This window comes from Mycobacterium parascrofulaceum ATCC BAA-614 (genome assembly GCF_000164135.1).
GTDB classification, from domain to species: domain Bacteria; phylum Actinomycetota; class Actinomycetes; order Mycobacteriales; family Mycobacteriaceae; genus Mycobacterium; species Mycobacterium parascrofulaceum.
This window is the reverse complement of the sequence record NZ_GG770556.1, coordinates 205,906-219,407: the sequence shown is the minus strand read 5'-3', so window position 1 is coordinate 219,407 and position 13,502 is coordinate 205,906. Positions and strand designations below refer to the sequence as shown.

Sequence of the window (13,502 nt, the reverse complement as noted above, 5' to 3'; positions counted from 1 at the left end):
CAAATGGTCACGCTGGAAAAGCAAGTCGACGCCGTCGTCATCGGTGCGGGCGCGGGAGGGCTCTTCACCGCGGCTCGCCTGTCGCACCAGGGCTACCGCACCCTCGTGGTGGAGCGTTTGGACAAGGTCGGTGGACGGGCTTCTACGGACGACATCGACGGATTCAAAGTCAACACCGGCGCGATCGTCATCGAGGTCGGTGGGATCACCGAGGAGACGTGCAAGGAGGTGGGCGCGCGGTTCGACATCCGCGAACCCAAACCCCCGATCCTCTATCGCATCGGTGGTAAAGACGTCGATGTCACGGGGGGTGGCTGGGGTTTCCTGCTGAGCAAGCTGAGCCGTCAGGGCGCGAAGCTGGTCAAGGGCATCGGTGCCGCCCGCAACGACTCGGGGCTGCCCGAAGACGAGATCTCGACGGCCGACTGGGTGTCGAAGTACACCAAAAACGAAGGTGTGCACGGGATCTTCCGCAACATGTGCGCGTCCATCTTCGCCGTCGGATCGGAGGATCTGCCCGCCCGGGTGTTCCTCACCTACTTCACGCGCAAGAGCGCGTTCAAGCGCTTCGGCTTCCACCCCGAAGGCACCATCGGGTTGTGGCGGGCGCTCGCCGAGGTCGTGGAAACCAACGGGGGAGAGGTCTGGTTGTCCACGCCGGTGACCAAGATCGTCACCGAGGGCCAAACCGTGACCGCCGTCGACGTCACCCGGGACGGCTCCACCGTTCGAGTGGAAGCGCCCATCATCGTCAGCGACGTCGGTCCCGCCGCGACGGTCCCGCTGCTCGGTGCGGACAACGTGCCCGCCGACTACCAGGAGCTCGTGAAGAGTGGCGACCGACCCACGTCCATGGTGTCGGTGAACTTCGCCAGCCGCGAGCGCCTCGTCGATGTGCCCGGCATGTTGAGCTTCGCGAAGTCGCGCCGGCTGGCCTACATCGCCAACTTCACCGACCTGTGCCCGGAGATGGCGCCGGACGGCTGGAACCTCTACGTGGGTACTTCGGTGCCCGAGAATCCTACGGGTGACTTCGACGCGGCGGCCGAGACCGAATTTCTCCTGCAGGACTTGCGCGACAACATCGCCGACTTCGATGACCGCGCCCGAATCATCAACGTAGCGATCACCCGCGACGACTGGCCGCCGCAGCGCGCCGTCGCCGGGTTCGACCTTCCCCACGACACACCGTTCGAGGGTCTGTGGAATGTCGGGGACGCAGTCAAGGAGTACGCCAACGGCGGCACCACCGCGTGCGCGGAGACCGCCAAACTCGTCGTCGACAAGATCGTGGCCAGTCACCGGCCGTCAGTGCGGTGCTGAAACGTATGCGCATCAGGCTCGCCGGTGCCCGCAGCCTACTGTTTGTGCCCGGTGACCGGCCCGAGCGATTCGAGAAGGCGCTGAATAGCGGCGCGGACGAGATCGTGCTGGACCTCGAGGACGCCGTCGCGCCGGAGGCCAAGGCCGTTGCCCGCGAATCGGTCCACCGGTGGCTGACCAAGCGCGCCGGGGCCGTCGTCCGCATCAACGGCGCCGACACCGATTGGTACGCCGACGATGTCGCCATGCTGGCCGAGCACGCGTGCGCGGTGATGGTGCCGAAGGCGCACAGCGCCGATCACATGCGATCAGTGGCGGCGGACCTGCACGCGGACACGTGCGTGATTGCCTTGGTCGAGACGGCCGCCGGGGTATTGGCGGCCCGGGAGATCAGCGCGACCGATGTCGTGGCACGAGCCGCATTCGGAAGCGTCGATCTTGGTGCTGAATTGGGCGTCGACCCCGAAGACCAGGAGAGCTTGCGGCATGCCCGCAGCGCGCTCGTCCTGGCCTGCGCTGCGGCGGGTCGCCCCGCACCGGTGGACGGCGTGACGACCGCCCTGGACGACGATCGGCAGCTGATCGAAGACGCGGACCGGGCGGCACGGATGGGTTTCGGAGGGAAACTGTGTATACATCCCCGGCAGGTCGAGAGTGTGAACAAGCGGTTTACGCCATCGGGCGACGAAGTCGCTTGGGCGCGAGCGGTTCTGGATGTCGCGGACGGCCGCGGTGTCGCCGTGGTCGACGGCCGCATGGTCGACAAGCCGGTCGTTGATCGGGCGCGGCGGATCGTCCTCGCATCCACCGAGAGCTCAGGCGGCTGAGCGCGGCGCGGTGTAACAGCCGCGCGGTGACGATGCTCTCGGATGTAAATGCGGCAGCCGGGCTCTCTGACGAGCCTCGTCGGATTCGTTGCTCCACGTCCCGGACGGCCGGAATTTTGCGCACACGCATTCCTTGACTCAACGACAATTCACCGATTTTTCTCATTCCGATTAGACAATATTGGAACCTGGAAGCATCGTGTCTCAGCGGATTCAGCCGTTGTGCGCTTGGGCCGGCCTGGCGATCGTGGTTGTGACGCTGCTGGGTTGGTTAATTGCCGAAATACTCCCGATACCTCTTGGATCGTCAAGCACGACAGCCGAGGTACCGAACGGCTGACCCACGACCGAATGCACAATCTCGTAGGCACACTGGCGTGTATGCACGGCCAGCTGTGGGAAGACCCGGCCATCAAGGTCATACGGACGCTCAACCAGTACCTCGAGCGCACCACGGCCATGGTGGCGCTGCGCGCTCGGGCTGCGGTGGGCATGGAGCGGGCCGCTGAAGAGATCCCGTCGGATTTGCTCGGTCGAGCAGACCGGATCTTCGACGCCACCGTGCGCTCGATGAACATCGGCGCCAACGAGATGGCGCAAACGTTGCTGCATGGTGACGGCCATGTGGGACAGCCGTTCGTCACCGAAGGCGGTCGGATGGACTATGCCTACTGGCAACGTTGCCTGCGCGGAGCGTGGGCCTGCGATTTGGCCTACGCCGTGATCTCGGCATGTGAGCCGGAAGATCGGCGCGAGTGGGAGCCGGTCGGATGGAGACCTACCAGGCTTCGCTGGCCGAATACGGCGGTGCGGCACCTAGTTTCGAGGGGGGTTGGCTGGCTTACGGGCAGCAGAGCTTCTGGCCTCTGACCTAGCGTGGCTATTCACCATAGGACGGGCGTGGTATCAACCCCAGATACAGCCGGTCGACCGTTGCAAGGCAGTCATCCGACGCGCCGCTGCCGCGGTCGACGACCTCGACTCCTTCCGCGCGGTTGAACTTTAAAGTTCTGCTGAATTCGCCCACTCAGCACGGCGGAGGATCGGAATCCCATTCGCTCAACGTCCAACCCTGCAACGGATTCCCCTGCAGAACCACTCGTCCCATGTTGGGCAGCTGCTGACGGGCCGGTAACGAGAGGTCTGGCTCGCGGATGTTCATCAACGTCCAGATCATGATCGCTCCGCCGTGCGAGAACGCCACAGGGTGCACGTCGCCACTGTCATAGATGTGTTGCACGGCCTCGTTGAATCGCGCTTCGAATTCGTCCCCGTCAAGCGATCCGGGGATGCGTGCGCTACGGTCACCATGTAACCAACGCATCGGCACGGCCATGAATGTCGTTGCGTTCACTTCGGGTTGGCCTTCGAATTGCCCGGCCTCGATCTCCCTCAGTCCCGGCAGAACGTCGATGGGTTCGCCAAGTGCTTGGGCCGTCGGGGTCGCCGTTTGCTGTGTTCGGGTCATGGTGGAGGCGAATACGCCGTCGTAGTGCTTGGCGCTCAGCGGTCCGCTGTCGAGCACCGCTTGGCACCATCCTTTTGCGGTCAGTTCAGGTCCAGGACTTGACGTGTCGATGAGGCCCGACGCGTTGCCGGCCGACTGGGCATGCCGCACCAGCGTCAATGTGATGTTGTGGGGGGCGGCGGCGTTGGCCGAGCAGGGCGTGACGACGAGAGCGACACCGGCCGCGACCATCAGGCGTGCGACGGGCATGCCGGGTTTATGCGGACGGTGTGCCGAAGCGCCGCGGTTTCCCGGCGGACGCGAACCCTCGGATCTCACCGCAAATGTCACGCGGCAAAGCATATGCGACAGGCACCGCGGTGTCGTCCTCAGCGTTCGGCCCGATTAACGTAAATAGATTAGAAAGACGCGTGATTTATGGCGTTCGATCTGGAGAGTTTGGCGGCGATGACGAAGCCACTGTTGGCGCAGAATGTTGCGGTGGTGACTGCGGCCAGGCAAGGCACCGGTCGCGAGACCGTTCCTGCTTGACGGCGCATGCGCATCAAGCGATTTACTCGTACGATTAAAGATTGACGTAGACGTTGACAAAGTTGAATGCGACGCCTATATTGCCGGGAAGACGACTGGCCTGTCCCGACCGTCGCCGGTCGAGAATGCCACGTTGGGCCAAAGCCGGCGGGCTGCGTTCTTTGAGGCGACGCGCCGGGTTTGGGTCTCTCCGTATGGACCTGCACCGAGATGGTGGTGATGAGCGAACGCCTGCGTTCCGGCCCGCCGGCGAGTACCTGCCACGGGCGTAAAAGGGGGGTGGTACTGGAGCGAGTGCTGTTCGATGCCACGCTGACCGAGCTGGCTGATCACGGATACACCGCACTGACGATGGGCGGAATTGCGGCCCGAGCACGTACTGGCAAAGCCTCGCTATACAGTCGATGGGCTAGCAAGCGCGAGTTACTGTGCGCTGCACTGGTTTCTGCCGTACCGCCGCTGCCTGCACCCAACGCCCGCCGGTCGGCACGGGAAAATCTGCTGGGCGTGTTGACTGCACATCGCGATCTGCTGGCGGGCAAGACCGGGTTCCCCGGCCTAAACGTCATCGCTCAGCTTCTACACGAGCCCGCCCTGCGCGCCATCTTCGTCGATTCTGTAATCCGGCCGCGCTTGACGGTGATCGATTCCATCCTTCGAACAGCTGTGGAGCAGGGTGAGATCGACTCGGCCTCAGTCACGCCGTGGAGCGTAGAAATTGGACCGGCGCTCATAAGCCAGCACTTCATTCTCACCGGGCGGGCGCCGACTCGGCGGGAATTGATCCTCATCCTGGACACTGTCATGCGACCTCGGGCCGTCGAACCCACTGCCGATCGATGACCCAGGTATTTCGCGAACGCCTCGAGTCGACCGAAGATTAAATCGGCTCGGGCTGTTCGGATTCAGTAATGAGGCGTTCAAGATAATCCAGGTCGCGGCGCAACAGTTCTACCGCCGCGCGGGGGCCGCTGGCGGCCGCTGCCGGTTCGCCCGACCGAACCAGGCTTGCGACCGCCAGATCGGCGATATCGGCGGCGACAATCTCGGCACTGGTCGCGTCATCTTTGTGAAACCACCACGCGACCCAGTTACACATGCCGATGATCTGCAATGCCGCCATCCGCGGCTCCACGCGGCGGAAGTGGCCGGTGTCGATGCCATCACGGATCACGCCGATGAGTATGCGCAGCATTGCGCGCTTGGTCGTTTCGTGGATCGTGGCCAGATCGGTCGGAAGCGCCGCTTCGGAGCGGGCCAGCAGGACGAACCGGGACGGTTGCCGTGCTCGGTTGAGCGCCATGATTTCGGCGGTCTGCGAGAGCTTCGCGACCGGGTCCAAGGCCGCGTTTTCTGCGACCGCGCGAATCTGTGCGGTGTTGCCCGCGGTGATCTCGGCGATGAGTCGAGCCAATAAGTCGTCCTTGCTCTTGACGTAATAGTAGAGCGCAGGCCGGGTGATGCCCATTGCGTCGGCGATGTCCTGCAAGCTGGTGCCGGCAAAACCGCGCTGCGCGAACAATTCGGTTGCGGTGGCATACATCCGGTGCTCGACGAGGTCTCGACGCAGCCTCGATGAGCTCTCTTCTGAGCGTTGTCGCTTGAGGCGAGCAGGCCTGGCACCGTCGGAGGGTGTCACCATCTCCCCGCTCTTGTCGCGCTGGGTCTACCGAATGCGGAACCCAGCAAGTTGATCAGCAGCTTACGCTGGGGACTAATTCTTGACCAATTCGTTGACGATCCTGACAGGCGCCACTATCCTTCAGGGCCGGTGACGGATGCTCGAAATGACTGACCTGGTGACGGTGCGGGACTCGGACGCGAGCGCACACGCGGCCCCGTAGATCTGCCTGCACGGCCATTCTGTCACGGAGCGGGGAATGGAGTGCGATGAGTGAGATCGTTCTCATCGGTGCGGCCGGCACGGCCGGTCTACGCCTGGTCCGCGCCCTCAACGCTGCGCGGGCCGACTATCGCGTGGTCAGCCATAGCGACGTGGGCGCGGCCCGGTTGGTGAAGGCTGGAGCGCCCAGACCTGTCGTCGCGGACCTGGGTGAGCCCGCGAGCTTGGCTCCGGCGTTGGCGAATACCTCTGTGGTATATGCAATCCCGCCCGCCTTGCATCCTCGCGAGGATGAATACCTCATCAACGCCATTCGGGCGGCCGAAGCCGTCGGCGTGGAACGTTTCATTTATCACTCCGTACTGCACTCGAATACGCCCTTCCTACGCAACCATCAGCGCAAGGCCAGTGTCGAATGCGTGTTGCGCGCGAGTTCCTCGCTGAAATGGACCATCCTGCAACCGTCGATGTATGCGCAGGTGGTCTTGGCGATGTTCGGCCCGACTCCTGACAGCACCGTGATGGTCCCGTTCGACATCGACGCCGACGTGTCGATGATCGATCTCGAGGACTGGGCTGCGGTTGCGTTGCGAACGTTGCTCGAGCCCGGTGCGCACGACTACGCGGGCTACGAGTTAGCCGGTCCCGCCACGACGATGCGAGAGGCTGTCCGCGCGCTCGGCCGGGGGCGCGGAAGGGACCTGCATGCCTGCACGGTTCCAGTTGCCAGCGGGCCCCTGCCGCCCCGAGCGGTTGATGACCCGGTGGCGGCCGCTGACATGATCTCCACCTACGCCCACTACGACCGCCACGGGTTTCGCGGTAACCCGTTCGTGCTCACCCAGCTCCTGGGACGGCCGCCGGCAACGATCGACGACGTGGCCGCGAGGGAGTACGGTCCGCCGTTGACTGCGCCGTGACGGACTCACCAACCGACATCGATGTCGACGGCGCAGGCAGGCAAGTTGGACCAGAGCGTTTGAACCTGGCCCGCGAAGCCATCATCGCGGCGCTGCAACGCTTCTCGCATTGGGCGTTCGACGGCGGCGGGCTGCGACGAGCAACCGTGGTGATTGTCGTTCACCGTCGGGGCAAGGAACTCGGAATCTGGATCATTGAACGGGCGTCGGGACTGCGTCATGCTCCAGGCCAATACGCATTGCCGGGCGGGCAGTCTGAACCTGGCGAGGACGTCATCGCCACCGGTCTACGCGAACTCGAAGAAGAAACGGGGATCGTGTTGGGGCACCAGGATGTGTTGGGGCGCCTTGATGACTATGTGACGCGCTCCGATCATCTCATCAGCACGATCGTGTGCTGGGCAGAATCGCACCCGACGATTCGTCCGAATCCTGGCGAGGTCGCTCGCGCGTACTTCGTGCCGCTAGCCGATCTGCTGGTGACCCCGCGATTTCCGCGCGATCCCCAGACTGGCCTCGCGTTGATCGAGTTCCCGCTGCTCGGCGTCATCATCCACGCCGCGACTGGAGCCTTGCTGTATCAGTTCGCGGAGGTGGTGCTGCGCGGGCGGCATACCCGCGTGGCGGCAATCGTAGAGCCACGGATCGAGACGTGACGGCCCCAACCTCGCCCTCCGCGCCCGACATCCCACGGGTACGGTAGCGTTGAATAATTGGCGTATCCGTTGAATTGGGTAGAGGGGTGACGCGGTGGATCCAGCTGGTGTAGGAATCGACCAACTCTCGCTCCGCGCTGCGTATGGCCACTTTCCTTCGGGGGTGGTCGCCGTCGCCGCGACCGTCGACGATCAGCCGGTGGGATTTGCCGCGAGCACCTTCGTGCCGGTATCCCTGGATCCACCGCTGGTGGCGTTCTTCGTGCAGAACACGTCGACCACCTGGCCGAAGCTGGTCGCCCGGCCGCGGCTCGGCCTGAGCCTGCTCGCAGAAGACCACGAGGATGCTGCACGGTTGCTCGCGGCCAAGAGCGGCGACCGGTTCGTGAAGCTAACCACGGTGACCGCCGAGACGGGTGCGGTGTTCCTCGAAGGGACCAGTGCCTGGCTGGAGACGGCGATCCACGAGCTCGTCGGTGTCGGCGACCACACTATGGTGGTGCTTTCGGTTCTGGGCGTGACTCTTTACTCCGACGTGCAACCGATCATTTTCCACCGCAGTGGCTTTCACCGGTTATCTGCGCGATGAGCAGGTGTGCGTCGACTCTTGGGCAACGCGTACTAGACGGCGCCTCTCTGTGTCAAACGTCGTGGCCGCCGGTTGTATGGTTGCGGTTGGCCGGCCCGGTGAGTGACTTGTCCGAAGTGCTGGTGAAGGGGTGCGAGCCGGCCGCGCTGGACGCTAGAGTCGCCCCCACGTGTCCCGCCGGGCCTGCCCCCGCTTCTGTTGTCGCGTCGCGCAGGAGCTGGCGGTAGACGGCATCGGAGAGGCGTCGTTTAAGGCAGCGCAATGCTTCTCGGTGGCTCTTTCCGGTGGCTCGTTTCTTTCGGTAGTACGTCCGTCCGGGGGTGTCGCGGGCGATTTGGGTGATCGCCATGGTGTGCAGACAACAGTTGAGCTGGCGGTCTCCTGCGCGGGAGAGGCGATGCCGGGTGACGTCGCCGGAGGATGCCGCGATCGGAGCGGTGCCGGTGTAGGAGGCGAACGCGTCTGCCGACCGGAAGCGATGGACTGAGCCGACGCGAGCCAGGATCTTGGCAGCGTTGAGGGTACCGATGCCGCAGAGTTCGGCCAGGGTGCTGCCCGATGTGTCGACGGCGGTCTGGATGTCGCGGGCGGCTTTGGCGATACGACGGTCGAGCTGGCGGATCTCCGTGACGAGGTCTACAGCCAGGCCGCGCAACGTCTTGACTGCAGGATCGCGGGGTCGTATTTGGCGCAGCATGTCAGCGGCGCGCTCAGCGGTCAGCCCGCGGGGGGCGCCTGCGGGCATGAGGTGAGTGAGCAGCACGTGCAGGCGATTAACGGTTTGGGTGCGGATTTTGACCAGATCGTCACGGTGTTCCACCAGGGCGCGCAGGACGGTGATGGCCGCATCGATGGTGACGGTGTTGAGCCGAGTGGCGGTCAAGGCGGCAACGCCTACCGAGACCGCATCGGCTTCATCGGTCTTGCGGCCGTGCCCAGTGGACAGCACCCGGACCCGGGCCGCGAGTTTGGCCGGTACATCCACCACATCGATGCCGTCGGCGGTCAACCGCTGGGTCACTGGGGCGCCCAGACCGGCCGCGCCTTCGATCGCCCAGCCGGGGTCGCTCCACCGTTGGGCGAATCCTCGCAGCTGCCGGTAGCCCTGCGGGCTCACCGGGACCCGAATGACATCCAACGGTTGCAGCGAGGAGTCGACGACGGCCGCGGTCCACGATGCCTTATGCGGGTCGACTGCGATCACGACACGATCGCTGGTTGATGCTCCAGTCACGGGGTGGTGTCCCTCCTTATGCTCAATGAACATGAGTGGCGGGAGGGCACACCAACTTTCGGCTTTGCAGGCCTCTCTTCAGCCACTCCCAGCCGACGGCACCGACCCGGGACGCAAGCCGTCTAAGAGCCAACCCAGCTGGGCGGCAGGTATGAGGGCGAGCGATCCCGAACCGGCACCGAGGACATCGTGGCTGCAGACCCCGATGACCTGACCGTCATTGAACAAGTTGGTATGGGGGCTGACTCGGGGCCGAAGGCCTCGGGCTGCAATCGGACGTGGGTTGCCGGCAGCGGGTGAACACTCGCTCCGGTAGAGCCACAGTTGCAGATCAGGAGGCCTCCGGTGAGTTTCAACGGTACGAGTGTCGGGTTGGATGTGCACGCACTTTCGGTGGTTGCGCATGCCGTCGATGAACAAACGGGTCGGATCGAGCGGGCACGGTTGTGTCCCGATCACGGGGAGATCCTGGACTGGTTGCACCGGCTGCGTGGGCCGGTGCGGGTGGTTTATGAGGCCGGGCCCACCGGGTTTGGGCTGGCCAGGGCGTTAGCCGATGCCCAGATCGATTGCGTGGTGGCGGCACCGTCGAAGTTGATCCGCCCGGGTGGGGACCGGGTCAAGACCGACGCCCGTGACGCTGCGCATCTGAGCAAACTGCTGCGGTTGGGTGAGATCTCGGCGGTCATGGTGCCCGAGGCCGACATCGAGGCAGTACGTGATCTGGTGCGGGCCCGCGAGGACGCCCGCGCCGATCTGATGCGGGTACGGCATCGGCTGTCGAAGCTGCTGTTGCGCCAGGGCCGGGTGTATTCGGGTGGACCAGCCTGGAACGGGGTCCACGAAACCTGGCTTCGGCGGCAACGTTTCGATGACGCGCACACCGCGGCGGCCTTTGATCATCACTTCGACGCCGTGCTGAACGCGACTGCTGCTCGAGATCGCCTCGATGAGCAGATCGTCGCAGTGGCGGCCTCACCGCGGTGGGCTGATCCGGTCGACCGGCTGGGGTGTCTGCGGGGGATCTCAGCTCTGACCGGGCTGGCCCTGAGCGTGGAGATCGGTGACTGGACCCGATTCACCGGATCCTCGATCGGCGCCTACGTCGGTCTGGTGCCCACGGAATACTCTTCAGGCGCGTCGCGGGTGCAGGGGCCGATCACCAAGGCCGGCAACGCCCACGTGCGTCGGCTGCTGATCGAGGCGGCCTGGCATCACCGGGCCTCCTACCGCAACCCCGGGCCCACGATGCGAGCCCGCTGGGCCAAGGTCGATCCCGCACTAAAGGCACGCGGACATGCCGGCAACAGGCGGCTGCATCAACAGTGGTGCCGGTTCAACGAACGCAAGAAGCCCCACGTGGTGGCCAACGTCGCCATCGCCCGTGAGCTGGCCGGCTGGTGTTGGTCACTGGCCACCTTGGGGTGACCGCTGCCAAATGACTTGATCGGCGTCGGCTTCGGCCACGGCGAGGTAGGCGAACTGGATCTGCGTTACAGCTATGAGCAACAACATGATTCAACCAATCGTGATGTGACGCCCGTCCCTAGAGAGCAGCCACCGTTCGCGCCGAATCATCGTCTTGCGGTACCCAACCCGCGCATATCAGTCAGACACCACCGTCGTAGACCAACGACCGCCACGAACCCGGGCAGACACCGATCAAACGAAAGCCGCCCCGGAACCAAACCGGGGCGGCTTTCACCTGCCTATTGACAAACCGTGCCTACATATCAGCTGTACTGACCTGAGAGGTTAGGTACGCGGGTGGCGGGTGGTTGGCCGCCGAGTGCGGTGTGGCCGCGGTGGACTCTTCTATGTCTTGTCAAGCGGCCGGCGGGTAGGCACCGGGCTCAGCGTGGAGTCTCTCGAGGGTCCGGTAGAGCTGGCGGGCTAGGTAGCGCTTGAGGCAGCGCCGGATCTCTTTGGTGGTGCGTCCTTCTGAGCGGCGCCGTTCGACGTAGGCCCGGGTTTCGGGGTCGTGGGTCATACGGGTGATGACGGCCATGTGCAGGGCACGGTTGAGTCGCCTGTCGCCACCGCGGTTGAGTCGGTGGCGGATGGTGTTTCCCGAGGAAGCAGGGATTGGATTGACGCCCGCCAGAGCGGCGAACGCCGCCTCGGAACGGACCCGACCGGCGTGTGACCATGCGGTGTAAACGACCGCGGCAGTGACTGGACCGATGCCGGTCTTGTCCAGCAGCACAGCGGCTTTACTGGCGCGGATCAGATCAATCATCTGTGCCTGGTTGGCTGTGAGTTGCTCGTTGAGATCGGCCACGCGTTTGGCCATCCGGACTGCCTCGGCGCGTGCGGTGCTCGTGGCAATGTCTTCGGCCCGGGTGCGCCAGCGGGCGGCCTCACCAATCTGGCTGGCGGTCAACGGCTTACGGGCATCGATACCCAGGGCGGCTACGCGCAGCAGCGCAGTGAGCGCGTTGACGGCCGCGGTGCGTTCGGTGGTCATGTGCTCACGGGCGGTGACCAACACCCGCAATGCAGCCCGGATACCGTCGCCGCTTCGCGGCCGGCGCAGCTGCTCAGCCTCAAGCGATAAGACCGAGGCTGCGATCCTGCGGGCATCGGAGGGGTCGGACTTGCCGATCCCGCGATGGGCCCGTGCATTCATGGCAGCCGCCTCCACAACCTCGAAACCGGCTCGCTTCGCTGCCGAGGCCAGGTGGGCTCCGTAGGTGGCGACGCCTTCGATGACCCACAAGGTGGCCATCTCTCCATCGGTGCGGCGCGCGGCCCAGGCGACAGCCCGGTCCATGCCGGCAGCGGTGGCAGGGAACTGCTCAGTGGCGACCAGTTCGCCAGTGGCAGCGACCAAGACGGCCAGGGTGTGAGTGCGGGCGTGGGTGTCCACCCCGATGACGAACGGGTGGGAATGCGCAACGATGGTCATGGCGGCGGGCTTCCTTCCAGAGGCGGGACAGATCCGGCCGCCAACACGGCCGACGCCGGCCTGGATGGAAGTCACTTCGGAACAGCACTGTGATGAGCCACGATCCGCCTCCGGCGGGGACGGGCAGTCTTCTGATCAAGTCACCGAGGTGGAGCCGGGTCAGCGTCGGCCGCCCGCCCCGGTGCCGGACAAGTCCACCGAAACGCACCCGCGGGGCGAGTAATTGTAAGAGTCACAACCCAAGGCGAGGCGACCGCCGCTAACCCTGCCAGCCAGTCCCAGACCAGCCACCTGAAGACTCACAGTGATTGTAGGTGTGCAGCCAGAGTGGAAATGCTTGGCAGCGCTCGGCGTCGCAGGTGTAGAGACGGGCGTAGGCCCATTCGTCGGCCAAGGTGCGGTGGAATCGCTCCACTTTCCCGTTGGTTTGGGGTCGGTAGGGTCGGGTGCGCCGGTGTTCGATGCCGGCCAAGGTCTCGCCGAAGATGCGAGATCGGTAACAGGATCCGTTGTCGGTCAACACCTTCTGAACGTTGGTTGATCCCGCATTGGGCGAACCACGTGTTCGCGCGGATCCAAAACGCTGCAGCGGTCTGTTGGCGTTCATCGGCCAACAACTCGCTGTAGGCCAGCCGCGAGTGCGCGTCGATAGCGGTGTGCAGGAAGTGATAACCCCGCAGCGGCTGATGGTGTTTGTTCAGCATTCCGGTCTTGTCGGCCTGGGCGTGGCGCTTGCCCGCCGATCGCCCCAGCATCCGCCACCCGCCGCCAGCGGGGATCTTGCCCAACTTTTTGACGTCGACGTGGACCAGATCGCCACAGCGTGCTGATTCCATCCGCCGCACGACCCGCCCGGTCGCTCGATCCAACCAGCGCAGCTTGGCCAGGCCGTAGCGGGTCAACACCCGGTGCACCGTGGAGGGATGAACGCCGAGCATGTATCCGATGCGCGCTGGACCCCAGCGCCGCAGGACACGGACCTTGATGATGCGCCGCTCGGTACGCGTCGGAGTGCGCCGCGGGCTGCGATGCGGCCGTGAACTGCGATCAGCCATACCCGCAGCACCCAGGGTGCGGTAACGGCTGGCCCATCGCCACGCCGTCGTTGGCGAAACCTGAAACCGTTCCGCGGTCCGCCGCAGTGGCCACCGCTCCTCGACAACACAACGAGCCAGCCGCAGACGACCGGTTTCTGACAATGGC

Annotated in this window: 12 protein-coding genes and 1 pseudogene; 8 read left to right on the top strand and 5 right to left on the bottom strand. The window is 64.7% G+C overall.

What is annotated here, in order from left to right:
- The first annotated feature begins 3 nt into the window (after positions 1-3).
- The 3 genes from HMPREF0591_RS20905 to HMPREF0591_RS20895 all read left to right on the top strand — a co-directional run bounded on the left by HMPREF0591_RS20905 (position 4) and on the right by HMPREF0591_RS20895 (position 3,020).
- Positions 4-1,323 (top strand): phytoene desaturase family protein, encoded by a 1,320-nt coding sequence (locus HMPREF0591_RS20905; RefSeq protein WP_007170620.1) that lies wholly within the window; start codon positions 4-6, stop codon positions 1,321-1,323.
- 5 nt (positions 1,324-1,328) lie between these two features.
- Complete coding sequence (locus HMPREF0591_RS20900; RefSeq protein ID WP_007170619.1) at positions 1,329-2,150, top strand: HpcH/HpaI aldolase/citrate lyase family protein; 822 nt, start codon at positions 1,329-1,331, stop codon at positions 2,148-2,150.
- Positions 2,151-2,531: 381 nt separating this feature from the next.
- The gene (locus HMPREF0591_RS20895; protein ID WP_050790094.1) at positions 2,532-3,020 is read left to right on the top strand and encodes a hypothetical protein; all 489 of its coding nucleotides are present in this window, start codon (positions 2,532-2,534) and stop codon (positions 3,018-3,020) included.
- Positions 3,021-3,177: 157 nt separating this feature from the next.
- Here HMPREF0591_RS20895 and HMPREF0591_RS20890 read toward each other — a convergent pair whose 3' ends face one another.
- A complete protein-coding gene (locus HMPREF0591_RS20890) occupies positions 3,178-3,867 on the bottom strand; it encodes a histidine phosphatase family protein (protein WP_007170617.1) in 690 nt (229 codons plus the stop codon).
- A gap of 513 nt (positions 3,868-4,380) precedes the next feature.
- On the opposite strand from HMPREF0591_RS20890, the gene HMPREF0591_RS20885 reads away from it, so the two are divergent.
- Positions 4,381-4,992 carry a TetR/AcrR family transcriptional regulator gene (locus HMPREF0591_RS20885; RefSeq protein WP_425270228.1) on the top strand — a complete coding sequence of 204 codons (612 nt, stop codon included), beginning with the start codon at positions 4,381-4,383 and terminating at the stop codon, positions 4,990-4,992.
- Between the two features lie 37 nt (positions 4,993-5,029).
- Here the strand turns inward: HMPREF0591_RS20885 and HMPREF0591_RS20880 are convergent, their stop codons facing one another.
- Positions 5,030-5,692: a TetR/AcrR family transcriptional regulator gene (locus HMPREF0591_RS20880; RefSeq protein ID WP_244269033.1), complete on the bottom strand. Its 663-nt coding sequence runs from the start codon at positions 5,690-5,692 to the stop codon at positions 5,030-5,032.
- Between the two features lie 347 nt (positions 5,693-6,039).
- Here HMPREF0591_RS20880 and HMPREF0591_RS20875 point away from each other — a divergent pair, with 347 nt between their 5' ends.
- From HMPREF0591_RS20875 to HMPREF0591_RS20865, 3 genes are all read left to right on the top strand, one after another.
- Complete coding sequence (locus HMPREF0591_RS20875; protein WP_007170614.1) at positions 6,040-6,912, top strand: SDR family oxidoreductase; 873 nt, start codon at positions 6,040-6,042, stop codon at positions 6,910-6,912.
- The gene (locus HMPREF0591_RS20870; protein ID WP_007170613.1) at positions 6,909-7,568 is read left to right on the top strand and encodes an NUDIX hydrolase; all 660 of its coding nucleotides are present in this window, start codon (positions 6,909-6,911) and stop codon (positions 7,566-7,568) included. Before HMPREF0591_RS20875 ends, HMPREF0591_RS20870 begins: the two co-directional genes overlap by 4 nt.
- 115 nt (positions 7,569-7,683) lie before the next feature.
- A complete protein-coding gene (locus HMPREF0591_RS20865; RefSeq protein ID WP_050790107.1) occupies positions 7,684-8,157 on the top strand; it encodes a flavin reductase family protein in 474 nt (157 codons plus the stop codon).
- A 52-nt stretch (positions 8,158-8,209) separates the two neighbouring features.
- Here the strand turns inward: HMPREF0591_RS20865 and HMPREF0591_RS20860 are convergent, their stop codons facing one another.
- Positions 8,210-9,424: an IS110 family RNA-guided transposase gene (locus tag HMPREF0591_RS20860; RefSeq protein ID WP_244269031.1), complete on the bottom strand. Its 1,215-nt coding sequence runs from the start codon at positions 9,422-9,424 to the stop codon at positions 8,210-8,212.
- 312 nt (positions 9,425-9,736) lie between these two features.
- On the opposite strand from HMPREF0591_RS20860, the gene HMPREF0591_RS20855 reads away from it, so the two are divergent.
- Positions 9,737-10,819: an IS110 family RNA-guided transposase gene (locus HMPREF0591_RS20855; protein WP_167310168.1), complete on the top strand. Its 1,083-nt coding sequence runs from the start codon at positions 9,737-9,739 to the stop codon at positions 10,817-10,819.
- A 397-nt stretch (positions 10,820-11,216) separates the two neighbouring features.
- Here HMPREF0591_RS20855 and HMPREF0591_RS20850 read toward each other — a convergent pair whose 3' ends face one another.
- Entirely contained in the window at positions 11,217-12,299 is a 1,083-nt protein-coding gene (locus tag HMPREF0591_RS20850) for an IS110 family RNA-guided transposase (protein WP_007170609.1), read from the bottom strand.
- Between the two features lie 259 nt (positions 12,300-12,558).
- A pseudogene (locus tag HMPREF0591_RS31170) lies at positions 12,559-13,502 on the bottom strand (IS481 family transposase); the annotation flags it as partial.

Bases quoted from the DNA above. Each gene is read 5' to 3' on its own strand.
- HMPREF0591_RS20875 (WP_007170614.1), top strand. From the start codon at position 6,040: ATGAGTGAGATCGTTCTCATCGGTGCGGCCGGCACGGCCGGTCTACGC.
- HMPREF0591_RS20850 (WP_007170609.1), bottom strand. From the start codon at position 12,299: ATGACCATCGTTGCGCATTCCCACCCGTTCGTCATCGGGGTGGACACC.
- HMPREF0591_RS20880 (WP_244269033.1), bottom strand. From the start codon at position 5,692: ATGTATGCCACCGCAACCGAATTGTTCGCGCAGCGCGGTTTTGCCGGC.
- HMPREF0591_RS20860 (WP_244269031.1), bottom strand. From the start codon at position 9,424: ATGTTCATTGAGCATAAGGAGGGACACCACCCCGTGACTGGAGCATCA.
- HMPREF0591_RS20895 (WP_050790094.1), top strand. From the start codon at position 2,532: ATGCACGGCCAGCTGTGGGAAGACCCGGCCATCAAGGTCATACGGACG.
- HMPREF0591_RS20890 (WP_007170617.1), bottom strand. From the start codon at position 3,867: ATGCCCGTCGCACGCCTGATGGTCGCGGCCGGTGTCGCTCTCGTCGTC.
- HMPREF0591_RS20905 (WP_007170620.1), top strand. From the start codon at position 4: ATGGTCACGCTGGAAAAGCAAGTCGACGCCGTCGTCATCGGTGCGGGC.
- HMPREF0591_RS20900 (WP_007170619.1), top strand. From the start codon at position 1,329: ATGCGCATCAGGCTCGCCGGTGCCCGCAGCCTACTGTTTGTGCCCGGT.